This window comes from Nocardia asteroides (assembly GCF_021183625.1).
Classification (GTDB): Bacteria; Actinomycetota; Actinomycetes; order Mycobacteriales; family Mycobacteriaceae; genus Nocardia; species Nocardia asteroides_A.
Map to the genome: position 1 here is coordinate 531789 of NZ_CP089214.1, position 18623 is coordinate 550411.

Consider the following 18623-nt stretch of genomic DNA (forward strand, 5'->3'; position numbering starts at 1 on the left):
GCGACTCTTCCGCAACCGAATGGCCGGTTTCATCAATTCCTTGTCCGGCACTATCCTTCTGCCCAGCGTCGGAGCAGCTTAGGTTCACCTTACGTTCGAGGTGTCCCGGAGGAACAACCCCATGCAGCCAACCAAGGTCGCCGTCATCGGCTCCGGCCCCGTCGGGACCGATCTGATGATGAAGGTGCTGCACGGCGCCCCGACCCTGGAGATGGCCGCCCTGATCGGCATCGACCCCGACTCCCCCGGGCTCGTGCAGGCCACCGAGCTGGGCGTCCCGACCTCCGCGCGCGGGCTGGCCGGGCTGCTCGCCATGCCGCACTTCGCCGACATCGCGCTGGTCTTCGACGCCACCACCGCCGGGGCGCACCGCGCCAACGTCACCGCGCTGGCCGAGCACGGCAAGCGGATCGTGCACCTCACCCAGTCCGCGCTCGGCGCCCACGTGGTGCCGGGGGTGAATCTGGACGCGCACGTCGGCGCGGGCAACATCAACGTCCTCACCGGCAGCGCCCAGGCGACCGTCCCGCTGGTCGCCGCCATCGCCACCGTCACCCCGGTGCTGGAGGCCACGGTCTCCGCCGTGGTGGCAGGCACCCCTGCGGCGCGCATGACCAGGGATCGGATCGCCGCGCTCACCGACACCACCGCGCACGCGCTGACCACCGTCGGCGGCGCGCTGCGCGGCCGCGCCTCGCTCAGCCTGGACCGCACCGACCCGCCGCGCGCCACCGTCGCCACGCTGCGCGCTACCGTCGGCGCGCTCGACCGAAGTGGCCGCGCTGCCGTCGCCGCCGCGGTCCGGGAGGCGGCGAGCCGGGTCGCCTGCTACTCCCCCGGGTTCCGGGTGGCGGGCGAGGTCGGGATCGAGCCGGGGCGGGAGGGCGCCGACGAGGTGACCGTCGGGCTGGAGCTCACCGGCGCGGGCGCGCACCTGCCTGTGCACGCGGGCGGGCTCGACCTGATGACCGCGGCGGCTGTCCGGATCGCGGAGCGGATCGCGGTCAGCTCCGCGCGCTGAACGTCACGGTGACGGGAACGTCGTCCTGCCAGGGCTGGCGCGTCACCATATCGGCCACCCGCACCTCCCCGCGCTCGAACTCGCCGGTCGCGGCGTCGACCAGCCGATACGCCTGGGTCTGCCGCTGGATCGGCTGCGCGTCCAGCAGCACGACCCTGACCTCACCCGGCTCGAACCCGCAGCGCTCCTGCAGCGCGGCGATGAGCTGCTCGCTGTGCATGTGCCCGTCGCCGAAGTTCCAGCCGAGCGCGGTGCTGCAGATCCGCTCGCCGTCGGTGATCACGTACTCGCCCTCGTGCCCCTCCGGCATGGCCCGGTGCACCAGGGTGAAGAGCGCGCGGCCGTGCGTGTTCATGGCACGGAAGGCGTAGCCGAGGTACTGCAGGATCTCCGCACGTCCCTCGCCGTAGACCTTCTCCAGCTGCGCCTGCGGCATCGAGGCGATGGCGACCACGTGCTCGCCGATCTTCGCCGCCCCCGATGGCTTCACGCACCACACCGTCGTATCCCAATTCCCGGCGTAGTACCGCATGCCGGGCAGGAACGAGACGCGCCGCGGGAACAGGTTCCCCGTGATCACGACCGCCGCGCTCACCGCGGGCAGCAGCAGCACCGCCGGGTGCTCGAGATCGCCGAGCCCGACCCCGGCGTTGCCGACGAACAGCACCACGATCCCGATGATCATGAACACGTTCCACTCCAGCGGCACACCCATCGGGATCGCCGTCAGGATCACCAGGTGGAAGGTCACCATGATCGCGGCCGCCACCGCGGTGAGCCAGCTCCCGGTCGCGAAGAACAGCACCACCGGCACCAGCAGCTCCACCGCCGTCCCGCCGTGCGCGAAGAACCGCGCCCGCCCGCCGGGGCGCAGGTCGTCCGGGAAGTTCTCGAAGAACGACCGCTTGAGCCGCTTCGACCGGACCACCGGGCTGTTCGACATCATGGTCGCCACCACGAACGGGAAGTGCTTGTTCAGCTTCGAGGTGGCCGCGCCCATCCAGATCACCACGAACACCAGCTTCGCGGCCACGATCAGGTCGGCGCCGCTGAACAGGAAGGCGACGGTGAGGGTTCCGTACACCTCGCCGCGCGCCGCCAGGAAGATCACCTTGTCGCGCAGCGCCAGCACCCCGAGCAGGGCCAGGATCAGCGCGATCTGCCACACCGGGAGCAGTCCGGCGCCGAACCCGGGGTTCGCCCTCGACCCGTCGCTGACCAGCGCGATCACCACCGCGATCAGCAGCGCCGCATACAGCGCCACATCCACCGGCGTCCGCGCGGTGCCCTTCGTCAACGGGATCACGTTCGGCCATGGCGGCAGCCGGATCGTGCCCGGGCGCAGCCAGTACAGGATCGACCCCATCGGCGGGTTGTACCGGTTGTTCAGCGGCCCGAATCCGCAGCCGAGCCCGACCACCTCGAACAGCAGCGTGAACAGCACGACCTTCTGGAACACGATCGGCTCGGTCCACCACTGCGCGATCGGGCCGTCGATTCCTTCCGTGGACAGCGCGATCAGGTACAGCGCGAGCAGGTACGCCAGGATCTTCCCGACGTAGAACAGGTGCAGCACCACCGGCGTCCCGAACCCGACCTCGGCCCAGTGCCGCGCCATGGGCCGGATGCGCTCGCCGCGGGTGCCCGCGCGCCAGCTCTCCAGGTCGACGACCGGCAGGTCGGGCGTACGAAAACCCATGGGTTACCTCCGCGTCGCGCGTCGGGCCGGGTGGCCCCGGACACGGTGACACGTGTTGCAGTTTTCTGTCAATCGACTGCGGTCGGCCGATTCATCACCTGCTTCGGCTGCACGGCACGCCGACCCCGGGGGCGGATCCCTGATCTGCACCTACTGGGGTCGGGACGAAAATTCGTGCAGTATTGCCCCGTCCATTTCGTATTTGCTCACCCTTTTCGGGTGAATTCGAATCGCACCTCATCGCTCGCCGGCGAAAGGGAGAATCTTGTCGGCGATATGAATCCGGAAGAGCCGATCGCGCGTATTGTCGTGCGTCCACCCGCAGCACACTTCTTCCCTCAGCAGGAGGGCGCCATGCCGAGAATCGAGCACGAAGAAGCGGATCAGATCGACCAGGTGATCGAGCGATTGCGCGACCGCTACCCGTTGCTGGCGAACACCGATCTGGATGTGCTCGTGCACACCATTCACCACCGCTATGCGGGCTGCCGGGTGCACGACTTCGTGCCGCTTCTGGTCGAGAAGGCGGCGCGGCAGGTCATTTCCCGGCTACCAGCCGACGTCGCCGAGTCGCTCGGATGATCGGCCGCGGGCACCGCCGGGCCGCGCCGGACACCCGATTCGAGACCGGGACGGCGTGCTTGTCGCTGCTGATCGTGATCACAATGGGTACCGGGGTCATGGTGCTGTCGACGTCGATCGTCGCGACGGTGCTGGTCGTTCTCGCCGTCATCGCGGTGCTCGGCTTCGTCGTGCTCTGAACCCCGCCGCCGTCAGCCGCATCGTCGCGCCGATTCCCGCGCTTTCCCGGCCGTACTGCTCAGTTGCTGGGTTTTCGGCTTCTTCGCGTTCTCCGGCCTGTCTCGCTGGGGATTTTCCAGACGGTCGAGGTTCCGGCCACGCGCTTTCGCTTTATCGCGTGCGGGTGATCCTGCCGCGAAAGACCTCGGCTGTCGCCGAAGCGGCGGCGGATCACCCGATCCGGGTGAATTCGACGCGCGCACGAATTTCATTCGGAACGGGTGATGCCCGCACAGCGCGCGGCGCCGACGATGGTGTGAACATCCACCCCGGCGCTCCGGCGAACTCGTGAATCCCGCCGCCCACCCAGCCCCCGCACCGGATCCCGGCTCCGTACCGAACCGCGGCTCGCGGCGCGGTCTCAGCTACCTCCGGATGTATGGCCGGTGTCGACCGGCAGGATCCGGCGGGGCAGCATCGACGCCGCGAGGAACCCGGCGACACCGATCGCGGCGAGCGTGATCATGGCCGCGGCATAGGCGTGCCCGCTCAGCCCGGCGACCAGGATGGTGCCCGCGACGGCGGTGCCCAGCGAGGAGCCGAGGTTCGACACGCTGCGCGACAGCCCGGAGATCTCGCCTTGCTCGTCTTCGCTGAAGCTGGACTGCACGACGGTGACCGAGGGGGTCAGCATCATTCCGAGGCCGAGCCCGATGAGGAGCAGCCCCGGCGCGAATGCCCAGGGACTCACCGAGTTTCCCGCCATGGTCACCAGCACGACGAGCCCGGCGATGGTGATGCCGAAACCGGCCATGATGAGCGTGCGCGGGCTCCGACGGGTGGCGAAGCGCTCGGCCGACAGCGAGGTCACCAGCATGCCGAGGGTGGCCGCGGTGAAGATCACGCCCGTCTCCACGGCGTTGTAGCCCCGCACGACCTGCAGGTAGGCCGCGACCACGAACGAGGTGCCCATCAGCAGCAGCCACTGGATGTTCTGGGTGATCAGGCCGAGGTTGGAGGTGCGGTTGCGGAACAGCGCGATCCGCAGCAGCGGTGCGCCTCCGGCCCGGTCCTTGGCACGGATGGTCAGGAAGAAGACGGTCAGCACGGCCGCCGCCAGCACCAGCAGGGCCAGGCTCAGCACGAGGTTGTCGTCGATGGCCATGATGCCGGTGACGAGCAGGACGAGCCCGCCCGCCGAGAGCACCGCGCCGAGGAGGTCGAAGGACTTGGTGGGGTCGGGGGGCAGGGGATCGAGGATGCGGCGACTGGAGACGATGATGACCACGATGACCAGGGCCTGGAATCCGAAGGCTGCCCGCCAGCTCAGCACCGAGGTGATCAGGCCACCGATCAGCGGCCCGGCCGCGGCGCCGACGCCGCCCAGCGCCATGATCGTCCCGAATGCCTTGGCACGCCGGGCGGATTCGGTGAACAGCAGGGTGGTCAGGATGTAGACCGGCGGGATGAGCAGGGCGGTGCCGATGCCCTCCAGGATCGAGTTGCCCAGGATCAGCACGCCCAGGTTGGGCGACACCGCGCTGACCACCGCGCCGACGCCGTAGACGGCCAGCCCGAGCACGAAGCAGGGCTTGCGGCCGAACCGGTCGGTGAGCGCGCCGCACGGAATCATCAACGCCGCCATCACCAGCAGGAAGATCGTGATCGCGACCTGGACGCCCTGCACCGTGGTGTTCAGGTCGGTGCTGATGTCGGTGATCATCACATTCATGTTGGAGCCCGCGAAGCTGCAGATGAACTGCGCCAGCGCCAGGGGCACCAGCACCCCGCGGGCGCGTGTCGTACCGGTCGATTCGCTCATCCGGCTCCCCTAGCCCGCGCGGCCTGCCCGCGCCTGGGCGCGGTCGAGCTGCTCGTCCAGTGCCAGCGCCGCGGCGACCAGCGCCAGATGGGTGAAGGCCTGCGGGAAATTGCCCAGCTGCTCGCCCGAGGGGCCGATCTCCTCGGCGAACAGGCCGACGTGGTTGGCGTAGGTGAGCATCTTGTCGAAGGCGTAGCGGGCCTCGGTCAGCCGGCCCGACCGCGCCAGCGCCTCCACGTAGAGGAAGCTGCACAGGTTGAAGGTGCCCTCCGAGCCGCGCAGGCCGTCCGGGGAGGCAGCCGGATCGTAGCGGTAGACCAGGCTGTCGCTGACCAGCTCGTCGCCCATCGCGTCGAGCGTGCTGAGCCAGGCCGGGTCGTCCGGGGCGAGAAAACCCATCCGCGGCATCAGCAGCAGCGAGGCATCGAGCACCTCGGTGTCGTAGTGCTGGACGAAGGCCCGGCGCTTCTCGCTCCAGCCCCGCTCGGTGATCTGGGTGAACACCGCGTCTCTGGCCCGGGTCCAACCGGCGATGTCGGCCGGGCGCGAGTGGGTGGTGGCGAGGGTGATCCCACGATCGAAGGCGACCCAGGTCATCAGCCGGCTGTAGGTGAAATTCTTACGGCCGCCGCGGGTTTCCCAGATCCCCTCGTCGGGGCGGTCCCAGTTGTCGACGAGCCAGTCGAGCAGTCCGGCGAAGACCCGCCAGCCCGCGATGCCACCGATGTCGGAGGTCCTGGCGAGCGCGTCGGCGGCCTCGCCGTAGATGTCGAGCTGGATCTGGTCGGCGGCGGCGTTGCCGACCCGGACCGGGCCCGAACGCCGGTACCCCTCGAGGTGGGTCAGCACCTCCTCCTCGAGCCGGGGCTCGCCATCGATCCGGTACATGATCTGCAAAGGTTCACCGGAGGCGGTATCTCCCGCGTCGAGGCGGGCGCGCAGCCACCGCCGGAACGCGTAGGCCTCCTCGGTGAAGCCGAGGTCGACCAGTGCCCGCACGGCCAGCGAGCCGTCCCGGATCCAGGTGTAGCGGTAGTCCCAATTGCGTTCTCCGCCGATCTGTTCGGGCAGTCCCATCGTGGCGGCCGCGATCGGCGCGCCGGTCGGGGCGTAGGTCAGCAGCTTCAGCGTGATCGCCGAGCGGTTGACCATCTCGTGCCAGCGCCCGCGGTAGGTGGAGGCGTGCAGCCAGGACAACCAGAACTCGCGGCACTCCTCGAACGCGGCCAGCACCGTCTCCTGGCCGGGCTGCGGCGGTGCCGCCGCGTCCGAGTCGGTGCTGGTCAGCACGAATGCCGCGCTCTCTCCGCTGGTCAGCGTGAAGCGCGCCGCCACGTCGTCGCCGTTCGCGGACAGCGCGGCTGCCCCCGAAACCTGCAGGTGCAGATCGATGCCGGGTCCCGCGAACACCGCCTGGTGCTCGTCGCGCAGGGTCAGGGTGTGCCCGGCGCGGGCGTAATCGAAGCGGGGGCGACAGGTCAGCGCGAACGGCAGGCGGCCGCGGACCACCCGCGCGATCCGGGTCAGCCGGTGCCTGCCGGTAGGTGCCGGATCCCGGATCGGGTCCATGAAGTCGACGACCTCGCCGACGCCGTCTTCGGTCATGAATCGGGTGATCAGGACCGCGGTGTCGGACAGGTAGAGCTGACGGATCGTCATCCGGTCTTCCGGCAGGTTGGCAATCAGCTGGCAATGGCCGCCTTTCTCCCTGTCGAGCAGCGCGGCGAAGATGCTCGGCGAATCGAAGCGCGGCGCGCACCACCAGTCGACGGTTCCGGTGGCGCTGACTAAGGCCGCGGTCTGCAGGTCGCCTACCATGCCGTGGTCAGCGATCGGCGGATATGGGTTCACGGGCACACCTCCGGTGGTGGATGACCTCGCCGGATGAGCCGCTTCCGGGAGGAGCAGAGATCCGGTCCGGCGAAAAAGGGCGGCAACTGCATCCCAGCAAACTCCGGCGTCGCACCGCTGTCGAGGGCCGGACCCGCATATCACCCGAATCGGGTGAGGGCGGGTGAACGGCTACCCGCCGACCGGGTCCGGCTGCCGCACGGCATCGTCCTTCGGCTCGGGCTCTTCGGGCCGGCCGCGGGCAGGGCGGATCAGCAGTTCCAGCGCGAGCAGCGCCAGCAGCGCACCGAGCACGATCCACACCATCACCAGCCCGGTGGGGTAGCGCCAGCAGACCAGCAGCAGCGCCGTGGTGCCTGCGATCGCGCAGCGCAGCGCGGTGCGGGCTCGGAAAGCCCCCGTTTCCACGGCGTTCGGCGGACGGGACCGCCGCAGCCTCCGCACCCCGTCCATGCCCTGGCCGACCCCCCGGCGCACCGCGACCGCCGACGGTGAGCCACCGGTGAGGTAGGCGACCGCGGCGAGCACCAGGCCGAGTACGGCGACGCCACGCAGCGCGGTTCGCAGCGGCACCAGCAGCGTGTCGATGATCGCCCTTGCCGCGTCCGGTGCCAGCACCTCGGGCGGAATCCGGTCCAGATACAGCGCCCGCCCGGCGAGCAGCGCGACGGCGAGCACGAGCATCGCCCCCGCGATCGCGAGCCCGACGAAGGACAGGGCGCGCCGGCGTCCCCCCGGCGGTGCCACGCCGATCGCCGCGACGGCGGCGGCGATCGTCAGCCACGGCAACACGACCGCGGCGGTGTCGAGCGCGTCGACCGCCCGCTGCGCCCGCACGAGTTGCGGGGAGCGGAAGAGGACGAAGCGCTTGTCGACCGCGGGAATCTTCTCGGCGAAGGTGAAGCCGCGGGCGAGCAGCCTGGCCTTCACTTCGTCGATCACCGCGGCCAGGGAGAGGGTCACCGTGCCGTTCTCGTCGACGGTGACCGCCTCCGGGCCGACGTCTCCGGTCACCGCGGCCACCAGCGCGGCGTGGGCGGTGCGGTTGGCCTGCAGCCACAGATCCTCGAAGCGGTCGCTGCGCACGAACTCGAGCACGGTGTCGTCGACGTACCCGCGTGCCTGCCGGGTGATCACCGGCGCGAGCCCCTCGACGGCCCGATCCACCCGCGGCCGGTTCGTCTCCGCCGGCACGGCGTCGGTCAGCGCGGCCAGCGCCTGTGCGGTGAGCCCCTCGATATCGGCCCTGGCGAAGATCTCGTCGGTGACAGCGGTGGCGAGCTCGGTCTGCAGCGCCGGATCCGATGCCAGCGGAGCCACCGTGCTCAGGTACCTGTCGGTGTCGAGGATCTCGGTGCGCACATACCGTGACACCACGGTGCTGATCGCCAGCACGGCGACCAGCACCGTCAAGATCAGCACCGCGGTCCACCGCCAGAAATGCGGGAGTCTGCGGCCTCCCGGCGCGGCCCGCCGCGTGCTCCGCAGCGCCGCGACCTCGGCACGCAGCCGTTCCAGCTCGGCGCGTTCGTCCGCGCTCACGGGGTCGACCGGCGGATCAGAAGTCATCACTACCCCTTGGTCCGGAAATGGATTCGGGCAGACTCGTATCGAGCGGGACGGGATGCCGGAAAACTCGGCGTCCAGCCGAGGAACAATAGATTCGGTGACGACCGGAGCGTACGCTTGCTGACACCGGTGTCGCCCGCAACGTGGCGAATGCGAGGTTACTCTCGAATCGGAAAGAGGCCACAGTGAGCGAAAACGATATCGACATGTTGGGTCCCGTCGACTATCTCGTCATCGAATTCCCCGCCGACCGGCCCCCGGACGGCTCGGCACTGCCCCTCCTCCGCGATCTGGTCGAGCGCGGGGTCATCCGCGTGCTCGACCTGGCGTTCGTCCACAAGGACGCCGCCGGATCGCTCTCCGGCATCGACATCGCCGACCTCGGCTTCGACGGAGACATCGACGTCACCCTGTTCGCGGAGGCACAATCGGGCCTGCTGGACGACACCGACCGCATGGAGGCGGGCCGCGCGCTGGAGCCCGGGTGCTCCGCCGCGGTTCTGGTCTACGAGAACAGGTGGGCGGCGCCGTTCGCATCCGCGCTGCGCCGCAACGGCGCCGAATTGGTGGCCGCCGGGCGCATTCCGATGCAGAGCATCCTGGCGTCGCTCGACGTCGAATGAGCCGCAGCCCCAACATTATTCGCATTGTCGGTTGAACCGAGCAAGGAGAGCGTCATGCCCGGACTGCTTCGCGGCGTAGCCCGCACCGCCGTGGTCGCCGGAACCGCGACCGCCGTTTCCAACCGCGTCTCCCGACGGCAGGGACAGCGGTGGGCCGCCCAGGAGCCGCAACCAGCCCCACAACAGCAATACGCGGCGCCGCCGCCCGGCGGCGACGCGACGATGGACCGGATCACCGCCCTCAAGGAACTCGCTGAGCTCAAAGCTCAGGGGGTGCTCACCGATGCCGAGTTCGAGGCGGAGAAAGCCAGAATTCTCGGATAGCAAGAATACCCGCACGACAACATGCGTTGACAAGGCAAATCTTCAGTAATCTCGGTATCGAGAAACCCATCCGTTCCGACCGAGTTCCGGTTCCCGAACGCTCATGCTGACGCGGACCACCCAGGAACGGCCTCAGGCCGCGATCGGCGCGAAAGGCCGGATCGCGTCGGCACCGCCGCCCACGATCGCAGCCGAGGATTCCGGTACCTCGTTCCACGCGCCTTCGAGATCGCGCAGCGGCTCGGACACCACGAGGCGGGTACGGTCGCCGAGTTCGCGCAGCACCTCGACTTCGGGGTGCAACGCGCGAAGCTGGGAGATCTCGGTCCGACGTCCTCGACGTAGCCGACCGCTCGGGCGACGGCCCCGAAGGGGTCGTCGCCGAGGCCGAAGGTCAGGGCGAGGTAGAACAGGGCTTCGGTGTCGGTGGAGCCCTCCATATCGGGGAACAGCGCCGGGTCGACCGCCAGCACCAGGTCGCGCCTGATCTCGTGGAAGCCGCGCAGCAGGCCGTTGTGCACCCACAGCCATTTCCCGTGCCGGAACGGATGGCAATTGCTGCGCTGCACCGCGGTCCCTGTCGAATACCGGACATGGGCAAGCAACATCGGCGTTCGCACCTGTCCGGCGATCTCCCGCAGGTTGCTGTCGTTCCAGGCCGGTTCGATGCTCTTGTACACCGCGGGTTCGCTGCCCTCGCCGTACCAGCCGATGCCGAAGCCGTCACCGTTGGTGGCGCTTTCCCCGAGGTGCGCGTGCAGGCTCTGATCGATCAGTGAGTGTTCAGGGCGGAACAACAGATCCTCGGCGAGGATCGGCTCACCCGAGTACGCCATCCACCGGCACATACCGCAGTTGACCACAGCCGGGAACCGCTGCGACAGCGATTGCCACGCGCTGATTCGCCCTACCCGGTGCAAGCCCCACTCGGCGTTTCACCTGATGTGGGTGAGGTGGCGGTTCGCCGCAGGAGGCAGGCTGAGTCCGTACCTGCCCGCCCCGCCCGGAGGGACGACCGAGATATGAGCATCGACCGCCGGCCGAGGACTGATTTCCGCACCCCGGTGACATCGTGACGTGGGCGCTACCCGCGATCACCGCGATCGTGCTCGCCTTCGCGGCGATCTCGGGACGGGTTCCGGGCACGCCGATAACCGCGCCGATCATCTTCACCGTCGGTGGCCTCGTCGTCGGCAGCACAGCCGTCGGCCTGATCGAGGTGGAGAACGCCGCGGAGACGGTCAAACTCCTCGCCGAGATCACGCTCGCCCTTGTACTGTTCTCCGATGCCTCCCAGGTGAACCTGACCACGCTCCGGGCCGAGATCGCCCTGCCCGCCCGGTTGCTCGGGATCGGCCTGCCCCTGACGATCGTCGCCGGGTTCGCCGCCGCTCTGCTCGTGCTGAACGAGCTCGCCTGGCCGGAAGCGCTCCTGCTCGCGGTGATCCTCGCTCCGACCGACGCGGCGCTCGGGCAGGCGGTGGTCACGCTCCCCGATCTGCCCTCGCGTGTGCGGCAGGGCCTGAACGTCGAAAGCGGCCTCAACGACGGCATCTGTGTGCCCCTGTTCCTGATCGTGCTCGCGCTCGCCCACACCGAAGCCGATGCCATCGGGCAGGGCGCCGCCGCCCGGCTCGTCGCGGAGCAGATCGGGTACGGCAGCGCCGCCGGTGCCGGTGCGGGCGCGATCGCCGCCGCGGTCCTGATCACAGCCGAACGCCGCAACACGATCGACCGGGCGTGGGCGCAGATCGTTCCCCTCACCACCGCCGCGCTCGCCTACACCCTCGCCGTGCCGATCGGCGGATCGGGTTTCATCGCCGCGTTCGTCGGCGGGCTGGTCTTCGGGGCGCTACGCCGCCGCCATGCTCCCCGCGGCGGCTCGGCGGGCATGCTCGAAGAAGCGGGCGACCTGTTCAGCGCCGTCACCTTCATCGTCTTCGGTGCCGTGCTGCTCGGGCCCGCGCTCGGCCACCTGTCCTGGGGCATCGTCGGGTATGCCCTGCTGAGCCTGACCGCGGTGCGGATGATCCCGGTCGCGCTGTCGCTGATCGGAACCCGCTCCCGCCCCGCCACCACCGCCTTCGTCGGCTGGTTCGGTCCGCGTGGGCTGGCCACCATCGTCTTCGTCATCTTGATCCTCGAAGAAGACAGAGAGCTGCCGCACCAGGACCTGCTCCTCGCGGGCGCCGTCGTCACGATCGGGTTGTCGGTGCTCGCCCACGGACTCACAGCGGCACCACTGGCCCAGCGTTATGCCCTGTGGTTTCGGCAAGATTCACCTCCGAGCCGTCCCGATCCGAGCGGGCACCCCTGACCGTGCCCGGGCTCCGTGACGTCCTGGTGTCGGGTTCAGCCCCCGGCCGGATCGCTGCCGCGGCGCGGCGGCCGGCTTCGCCGACGAAGGCTTCGAGTACTGCCCCGCTGATCTCGGCCCGCTTGGTGTCGCCGTCGGCGAGGGCGTCGCGGTGCGCTGCCTGCCAGCGCGCGATCGCGAGGGCGATCCGCTCGTCGGTCTCCTCGCTCAATGCTCGGGTCCGCAGACCGGCCATAGCAGCTCATCCTCCTGGAGTAGTGATAGCGGACGATCCGAGATTCCGGTGCGGGCGGAGCCGGTCCGGAGCCACGGGCAGGGCGAGCAGCGCGGTGCTCTCGTGCACGCTGATCACCGCGGTCAGGTCGGCATACGGTGCCGAGCCGAGCATCATCCGGTGCCCGAGCCTGGCCATGGCCAACCGCGGTCCGTACTTCACCCGCATCGCCTCGGCCACGGCGTCGGCCAGCGGGCCGGGCCCGAACAGCACCACGCTGCCCTCGTGCTCACGCGAACCGAGCGCGGGCCGGCCACCCAGGTCCCCCGCCTGCACGATCACCCGCCGGTCCCGCCACAGCTGTCCCGCCTCCGGCGAATGCGAGGACAACCGGAATGCCAACCGGCCTCGCCCCACCGGCACCACCAGACGCCGCAGGAACTCGCACCGGCCCGGCGCGGCCTCCCGGGTCACCACCACCGTGTGAGCCGCCGACCACAACGACCCCGGGCCGTGGTCGCGGTACGGGACCGGATCGTTCAGCAGGTCCCGGACGCGACGATCCGCGTCGACCGGCGGGAACCGGCAGGCCGTGGCCCCGCGCCGTGGAGCGGTCCGCACGAGCGCCGCGCCGGCACCCGACCGGTAGCCCAACCCGTCACCCCACCGGGCTTCACCCAGCATCGCCATCACCACCCCGGTACCTCGCCCGGCCACGGCGGCCTGGCCCTCGGTTCATGCTCACCGCACACACCACCGGTGCGCCTCACCCGAATCGAGTGATGTCACACGGACAGCCGATGAGCGGACCAGCCCCCGATGCGACGATGCGAGGTCGATGCCGTTTCGTCGCCCACGTTGCCTCCACGGGCACGCCGCCCGCTTCCCGCCGGCTCGGTGGCCGCGGCGCCGAACCGGCCGCGGGTGGAGACCGGCGGATTCCACCACAGCGGCAGGTGCCACAGCAGGCCGAGCAGCAGGTTCGCTACCCAGATCGGGTGCCGGGCGTGCAGCCGCGGCCGAACTCCTCGTCGATGCCCCCACCAGGCAGGGAGATCATCGAGCGCCTGGCGCGATCCACCGTTCGGCGGGCTGTTGCCGCCGCCACCCCCTGCGGCTGCCGCCAGGAGCGCAGCGCCGATGAGCGCGGGCACGGTCGGCTGGGTGCCGAGCAGCACCCACGCGGCGCCCGCGACGGCCACCGCGGTTGCCGCAGCGCTCACGGTCAGCCCGGCGGTGTTCGCGAACGCGCCCCGGCCGCGGCGCAGTGCATGTCGGGCTTCCGAGCGCGATCGGGGTGGTCACGCCGCCGATCCGGGTCCCCGGCGCGAGATCTCCGCCTGCGGCCGGGCCACCGGGTGCGGCGAGGGCGACGACGCGCGCGCCGATGGCCAGTAGCGCGGCGATCGCGAACGGCACGCGCGGCGGAGGGCAGGTAAGGGTATGGAATTCGAGTGATCGACCACGCGGGCCGGGGTATCAGCTCACACCCTCGCCGATCTCGACTGGGAACCCGGCACCCATCTGGCGACCCACATCCACCGTGAACAGGTCGCGGTCATCACCCCCGGCCGAGGGACCCGCCCTGGGCCCCGAAGTCCACCTGCGCCTGACCAAGGCGGTCCGCCCAGGCCCTGCTCACCGAACTCGGCCTAGCAGACAGGCCGCCACAGCGACCCGCACAGGAAATTGGGGAACAGCAGACCGAAGAGGGCGCCACCCAGCTCGGCCGAGCCGGTGGACAGTTCCGCGACGTTCGCGCCCGCCGGTTCGGCCTGAGCCGGTGCGGTGGACAGCAGCAGTGCACCGGCGAGCAGGGCCGCCGCCATCATGTTGCGATTGGTCTGTTTCATATCAAATCCGTTCTACTGCGAATATTTGAGCGGAAACGTGAGCCGACTCGACAGGGATCACCTGTCAGCTGTCGAACAACTGGATATGGACGTAGCGACTCTGCGGACCCCGCTCGTCCACGATGACTATTCGATAGATCGTCGCACCGCCGGAGCCACGGTATTCGTCCTCGGTTCGGAGGATCGAGGGCGAGGTGTCGAGCGGCGGCCCCGCGATGGTGGATTCGGCGACCCGGAACACCCTGCTCGGTGCTTCGGCGAACCTCGATGCCGCCAGCAGCCGGTCCACTCCCGCTTCGTCGGTCGCGAGCGCGATCCGGTAGAGGGTGTCCATGCCGTGTTCGGTGCGGGCGTCGAGGACCGAAGCATTGTCCGGGATCACTATGCCCCCGAAATCGGATGCCTGCTCGACGATCTCGGCGGTGTTCTGCGGCTGCCCCGACCGGCCCTGTGGTTCGTCGTCCCGGCCGCCATCACCGCACCCGGTCAGCATTCCGGCCACGGAGCCGAGCGCGACCCAGGCCAGTACGGCTCGCATTCTCATCGGGTCGGATCAGTCCTTTCACCATCGCGGCTGTCGTCCGATCCCGGCAGGTCGACGGCGCCGTTCGCCGGTATCGGGCCCTGATACCGGCGGACATCGCTGGTTCCCTCGATGTCGTACTCACGGGCCAGCCCCGCCGTGTGCAGTTCGCCCAAGTCCTTGTCGTAGAACAGCACACCGGCGATTTCGGTCTTCTTGCCGGTATCCCAGTTGTATCGGTCGTACAGGTGCACCTTGTACTCCACGTCCACGGTGGGCACCGCCCCCTGCGCGGGCTCACGCGTGATCACCGCACCACTGACAGCGAGGCTGATGCCGTTCATCGCGAAGAACCAATCGGCGCTGAGTTCCTCGCCGATATAGAAGCCCTTCCACCTGGACTGGAACTGGGTCGGCGTGTCATAGGCTTCGGCTTTCACCTGGGCCGCCGCAACTCTTCTGATCTCCTTCTCGGCTATCGAATTGGCCGCAGTGTTGGCCGCGGGCACGTCGTGCAGGACCGAATCGACGTTGACCGTCAGGGTGTCCCCGCTGTTGTCGAGGTAGTGCCACAGGTGTGCCGACGCGTGCGTATATCCTTTGATATCCGCGGCCGCGGCCACCGCTGCCGCCACTTCGGCGAATCCGATGTCGTCGAATGTGCTGTACCAGGGCTGCGAGTTCCACTCGCCCGCGCCCGCATCCGATTTCGGCGGTTCGGGCACAGCGGGAATCGGCAATGGCGCGGGCGGCGGCACCGGAGCGGGCCCCGGTGCCGGGCTCGGAATCGGGCTTGCCTCTGCGACGGGTGCCGGTGACGGACCCGGAGTCGGGCTGGGCTCTGCCATGTATCTGCTCGCTCGTGCTCGATGGGATTTCCGGTTGATTTCAGACGGAGAGGGTGGGCGCTTCGTCGATCGCCGTGTGCTGCCACCAGGTGTGGCCGCCGAATCCGTATCGGAGCAGATGGGCGCCGGGGTCGACGCGCGCCGGAACCTCGAAATCCGCCGTGGCGAATGTCGGTGCCGCCCGGTCGGGGGAATAGCTCAAAGCCGAGGAAACCCGATCGAGCACCGCGGTCATATCGGCGTGCCTCGACTTGGCGGAGTCCTTCACGGCGTCGACCGCCGAGACGATCCGAGATCGGTGCGACTCCTGCATGGGGTGGTCGATCAGCAGCGCCCAGACTCCCAGCGGCAGGGTGAATCCGACGAAGGTCATCGGCTCGGTGAGCGCGCTGCTCAGATCTATCGCCTGGTTGTATACCGTGCGTTCGAGGCGGGCACCCGCGTTCTGGACGATCTTCGACACCGCGTCCAAGTCCCAGCTGCGGCCCGCGAACGATTCACCCAGTACGCCCGCATTGTCGCCGAATGCCCGCGAGCCCTGCCTTTTCCAGCTCCCCTGCAACCAGGCGCTGCCACCGGCGATATTCACCGACGCCGTATAGTCGTTGACGCCGAGGAGGCCGATCCGCTCACCGACGACCTGTAGCGCCTCCCAGTCGCCCATCAGCGGTTCCAGGTATTCCTTCGCGGGCCGCATGCCGATCTTCTGTCCGAGCGCCTCGTCGTAGGGGCCGATCAATGCGATACCGGCGGTGACCACGTCGTGCACGGTGGCCGGCGCCTCTCCCACCTCCGGCATCGTGGGCAGGTGCAACCCGGCGAAGCGCGTGACCACACCCGAGTCATCCGATTGTCCCGCCCCGGTATTCATGACCGCCCCGAGTCCATCGGTCGATTCGGTCTCGGCGTTTTCATAGGTGGTTCTCGCGGTGCCGAGGTGCTCACCCAGGCGGTGGACCGTGGTCAGATCGCTCCTGTGCGCGGCGGACAGCCCGCTGTGGAATGTCCTGAATGCCGGGGCCAGAGTCGACATGAGTTCACCCGACCGGGTCGGCAGTGCCACACCCGGTAGCAGCCGGGTGGCATTCGAGGTAAAACTCGCCGAAAGATCCCGTAGATCCAGTCCGAACCCGGAGAGGCTGGGTTCGTGTACCTCGAGTTCATCCACAACCGCTCCCGATGCCGCGCGTGAGGTTCTTTGCGAACAGTAGTGGTCTCGTAGAGCGCCGCCAAGACCCCGGTGCATGGGGCTGGCGAAGAATTCGGCAATGCCCTAATGCTCCGGTTCGGTGGCTCTGGAGCTGTTGTCATCGGGGTTGGACTGCAACCCCGCCGTGTCACTCGCGCACGATCGCCACCACGCGCCTGCTGCCGCGAAGGTGGCGGTACCGCTTTCCCATCCGGCGGGCACCGGATGCCGACGCAGCCCCCGCGGCTGCCCCGAGCAGCGCCGCGACGACGAGCGCGGGCACGGTCGGCTGGGTGCCGAGCAGCACCCATGCCGCTCCCGCCACCGCCACGGCGGTCGCCGCGGCGCTCACGGTCAGGCCTGCCGAATTGGCGAACGCGCCCCGGCCGCGGCGCAGTGCGCGGAGATTGGATTCGAGGTAGGCGAGGGAGAGCAGGGCGAGCAGGGCGATGCCGACCGCCGCGGCCGTGGTGAGCGCCGATTGCGCGGTGCGGAATTCGACGCGCTGGGTAGCGACCGCCGTCTCGCCGCGCAGCAGGGTCAGCTCTGCCGTTCCGGTTCCGGCCACGATGTAGGGGTTGACGGGTGCGGGAACCGTTGTCGGGCTTCCGGGTTCGATCGGGGTGGTCGTGCCGCCGATCCGCGTCCCGAGCAAGACGATCGACAGCCGGGCGGCATCGGCGTCGACGCCGTCCACGCGCAGCGGGACGGGCGCGGACAGATCGAGGTCGACGGGTCCGGTCGCCGGGTCGGCGTTCGCGAGGGTGACGGTTCCCGGCGTGAGATCTCCGCCCGCGTCCGGTCCGCCGAGTCCGACGAGGGCGACGGCGCAGGCACCGAGGGCCAGGACCGCGGCGACGGCGAAGGGCACGCGTGGTGACGCGATGTTCACCACCTCGCGGATGGGCACCAGGTCGGCACGATCGAGGTCGATCAGCCGAGCTCCTCGGACCTGGACTTCGCCCTGCGGGCGCATCCGCGCTGTCGGCGGCGGGGGCGAAGGCCGGGTGGCGTGGCGCGTCGGCGCAGGCGTGTGGCCGATCGTCCGAGTGGCGGGCATGGGCACGGTGGGCGGGCTCGGGGCGTACCCACCGGTGGTGTGCCGGGAGCCACCGGTGGCCGCGGCCACGATGGTGTCCGCGCCGATCACCGGGATGCCGACGGGGGCGAGCCAGCCGCTGCCCCAGCAGTGGGCAGCGGGTGCGGCGAGCGCGATGCCGAATTCCTCGGCCGAGCCGAAGCGCTGCGTCGGATCGGTCGCCAGGCCGCGCATCACGACCGAAGCGATCGGCTCCGGGACGCGCGGCGCGGCCTCGGAGAGCGGGATCGGCTGTTCGTAGGCGTGCGCGTAGAGGGTGGCGAGGTGGTTGGCGGCGGGCGGGAAGGGCAGGGCACCGGCGAGCAGCTGGTAGAGCATGGTCGCCAGCGAGTAGATGTCGGTGGCGGGCGAGAGCTCCTCGCCGCGAACCTGTTCCGGTGCGATGTAGGACGGGGTGCCGATGATCTCGCCCGCCTTGGTCACCAGCGTCTCGTCGCCGCCGACGATCTTGGCGATGCCGAAATCGGTCAGCTTGATCGCTCCGCCCGCGCCGAACATCAGATTCGACGGTTTGACGTCGCGGTGCAGGACGCCGTGGTTGTGCGCCGCCTGCAGCCCGGCGGCGCAGGAGAGCGCGACCGCGACTGCCGTCGCGGCGTCGAAGCCCTGCGTGGCGAAGCGGTGGGCGACCGTGCCGCCGGGCAGGTACTCCATGATCAGCAGACACAGCTGCTCGTGCTCGACGTAGTCGAAGACCCGCACCACGTGCGGATGGTCGATCGCCGCCATGACGCGGGCCTCGGCGACGAAGCGCCTGCGCACCGTCGGATCGTGGGCGAACTGGGACGGGATCTGCTTGATCGCGACGGTCCGGCCCAGCCGACGCTGGACCCCCGACAGGACCACCCCGCAGCCGCCTCGGCCCACCTCCGAGCCGAGGTCGTAGCCGGGAAGGGCCGCGCGCAGCCGGCCGGTGTCCGCGGTCACCGT

At 69.5% G+C, this 18623-nt stretch carries 18 protein-coding genes and 1 pseudogene; 7 read left to right on the top strand and 12 right to left on the bottom strand.

Going from position 1 to position 18623, the window contains the following annotated elements; translation table 11 throughout:
• The first annotated feature begins 121 nt into the window (after positions 1 to 121).
• The gene (locus LTT61_RS02720) at positions 122 to 1021 is read left to right on the top strand and encodes an acetaldehyde dehydrogenase (protein WP_233018328.1); all 900 of its coding nucleotides are present in this window, start codon (positions 122 to 124) and stop codon (positions 1019 to 1021) included.
• Here the strand turns inward: LTT61_RS02720 and LTT61_RS02725 are convergent.
• Complete coding sequence (locus tag LTT61_RS02725; RefSeq protein ID WP_233018329.1) at positions 1005 to 2720, bottom strand: DUF3556 domain-containing protein; 1716 nt, start codon at positions 2718 to 2720, stop codon at positions 1005 to 1007. The two genes, LTT61_RS02720 and LTT61_RS02725, sit on opposite strands and share 17 nt — an antisense overlap.
• 219 nt (positions 2721 to 2939) lie before the next feature.
• Here LTT61_RS02725 and LTT61_RS02730 point away from each other — a divergent pair, with 219 nt between their 5' ends.
• The 3 genes from LTT61_RS02730 (at position 2940) to LTT61_RS02740 (ending at position 3813) form a co-directional block, all read left to right on the top strand.
• Positions 2940 to 3302 carry a three-helix bundle dimerization domain-containing protein gene (locus LTT61_RS02730; RefSeq protein ID WP_233018330.1) on the top strand — a complete coding sequence of 121 codons (363 nt, stop codon included), beginning with the start codon at positions 2940 to 2942 and terminating at the stop codon, positions 3300 to 3302.
• Complete coding sequence (locus LTT61_RS02735) at positions 3299 to 3481, top strand: hypothetical protein (protein WP_233018331.1); 183 nt, start codon at positions 3299 to 3301, stop codon at positions 3479 to 3481. Before LTT61_RS02730 ends, LTT61_RS02735 begins: the two co-directional genes overlap by 4 nt.
• 158 nt (positions 3482 to 3639) lie before the next feature.
• A complete protein-coding gene (locus LTT61_RS02740; RefSeq protein WP_233018332.1) occupies positions 3640 to 3813 on the top strand; it encodes a hypothetical protein in 174 nt (57 codons plus the stop codon).
• Between the two features lie 69 nt (positions 3814 to 3882).
• Here the strand turns inward: LTT61_RS02740 and LTT61_RS02745 are convergent, their stop codons facing one another.
• From LTT61_RS02745 to LTT61_RS02755, 3 genes are all read right to left on the bottom strand, one after another.
• A complete protein-coding gene (locus LTT61_RS02745; RefSeq protein ID WP_233018333.1) occupies positions 3883 to 5283 on the bottom strand; it encodes an MFS transporter in 1401 nt (466 codons plus the stop codon).
• A gap of 9 nt (positions 5284 to 5292) precedes the next feature.
• Positions 5293 to 7134, bottom strand: a complete 1842-nt coding sequence (locus LTT61_RS02750) for a glycoside hydrolase family 15 protein (protein ID WP_233018334.1) — start codon at positions 7132 to 7134, stop codon at positions 5293 to 5295.
• 171 nt (positions 7135 to 7305) lie between these two features.
• Complete coding sequence (locus tag LTT61_RS02755; RefSeq protein WP_233018335.1) at positions 7306 to 8703, bottom strand: hypothetical protein; 1398 nt, start codon at positions 8701 to 8703, stop codon at positions 7306 to 7308.
• A gap of 185 nt (positions 8704 to 8888) precedes the next feature.
• On the opposite strand from LTT61_RS02755, the gene LTT61_RS02760 reads away from it, so the two are divergent.
• Entirely contained in the window at positions 8889 to 9326 is a 438-nt protein-coding gene (locus LTT61_RS02760) for a DUF6325 family protein (protein WP_233018336.1), read from the top strand.
• Between the two features lie 54 nt (positions 9327 to 9380).
• Positions 9381 to 9650: an SHOCT domain-containing protein gene (locus LTT61_RS02765; RefSeq protein WP_233018337.1), complete on the top strand. Its 270-nt coding sequence runs from the start codon at positions 9381 to 9383 to the stop codon at positions 9648 to 9650.
• A 132-nt stretch (positions 9651 to 9782) separates the two neighbouring features.
• Here the strand turns inward: LTT61_RS02765 and LTT61_RS02770 are convergent.
• Positions 9783 to 10486 (bottom strand): annotated as a pseudogene (locus LTT61_RS02770) (class II glutamine amidotransferase).
• A gap of 236 nt (positions 10487 to 10722) precedes the next feature.
• On the opposite strand from LTT61_RS02770, the gene LTT61_RS02775 reads away from it, so the two are divergent.
• On the top strand, positions 10723 to 11967 hold the full coding sequence (locus LTT61_RS02775; protein WP_233018338.1) for a cation:proton antiporter: 1245 nt from the start codon (positions 10723 to 10725) through the stop codon (positions 11965 to 11967).
• Between the two features lie 241 nt (positions 11968 to 12208).
• Here the strand turns inward: LTT61_RS02775 and LTT61_RS02780 are convergent, their stop codons facing one another.
• The 7 genes from LTT61_RS02780 to LTT61_RS02810 form a co-directional block, all read right to left on the bottom strand.
• Positions 12209 to 12571, bottom strand: a complete 363-nt coding sequence (locus tag LTT61_RS02780) for a hypothetical protein (RefSeq protein WP_233018339.1) — start codon at positions 12569 to 12571, stop codon at positions 12209 to 12211.
• Between the two features lie 395 nt (positions 12572 to 12966).
• Complete coding sequence (locus tag LTT61_RS02785) at positions 12967 to 13404, bottom strand: hypothetical protein (protein ID WP_233018340.1); 438 nt, start codon at positions 13402 to 13404, stop codon at positions 12967 to 12969.
• A gap of 429 nt (positions 13405 to 13833) precedes the next feature.
• Complete coding sequence (locus LTT61_RS02790; protein WP_233018341.1) at positions 13834 to 14034, bottom strand: hypothetical protein; 201 nt, start codon at positions 14032 to 14034, stop codon at positions 13834 to 13836.
• A gap of 64 nt (positions 14035 to 14098) precedes the next feature.
• Positions 14099 to 14572 (bottom strand): hypothetical protein, encoded by a 474-nt coding sequence (locus LTT61_RS02795; RefSeq protein WP_233018342.1) that lies wholly within the window; start codon positions 14570 to 14572, stop codon positions 14099 to 14101.
• 2 nt (positions 14573 to 14574) lie between these two features.
• Positions 14575 to 15282 (bottom strand): hypothetical protein, encoded by a 708-nt coding sequence (locus LTT61_RS02800; protein WP_233018343.1) that lies wholly within the window; start codon positions 15280 to 15282, stop codon positions 14575 to 14577.
• Positions 15283 to 15445: 163 nt separating this feature from the next.
• The gene (locus LTT61_RS02805; RefSeq protein ID WP_233018344.1) at positions 15446 to 16573 is read right to left on the bottom strand and encodes a hypothetical protein; all 1128 of its coding nucleotides are present in this window, start codon (positions 16571 to 16573) and stop codon (positions 15446 to 15448) included.
• A 169-nt stretch (positions 16574 to 16742) separates the two neighbouring features.
• Positions 16743 to 18620 (bottom strand): serine/threonine-protein kinase, encoded by a 1878-nt coding sequence (locus LTT61_RS02810; RefSeq protein ID WP_233018345.1) that lies wholly within the window; start codon positions 18618 to 18620, stop codon positions 16743 to 16745.
• Positions 18621 to 18623: the final 3 nt, after the last annotated feature.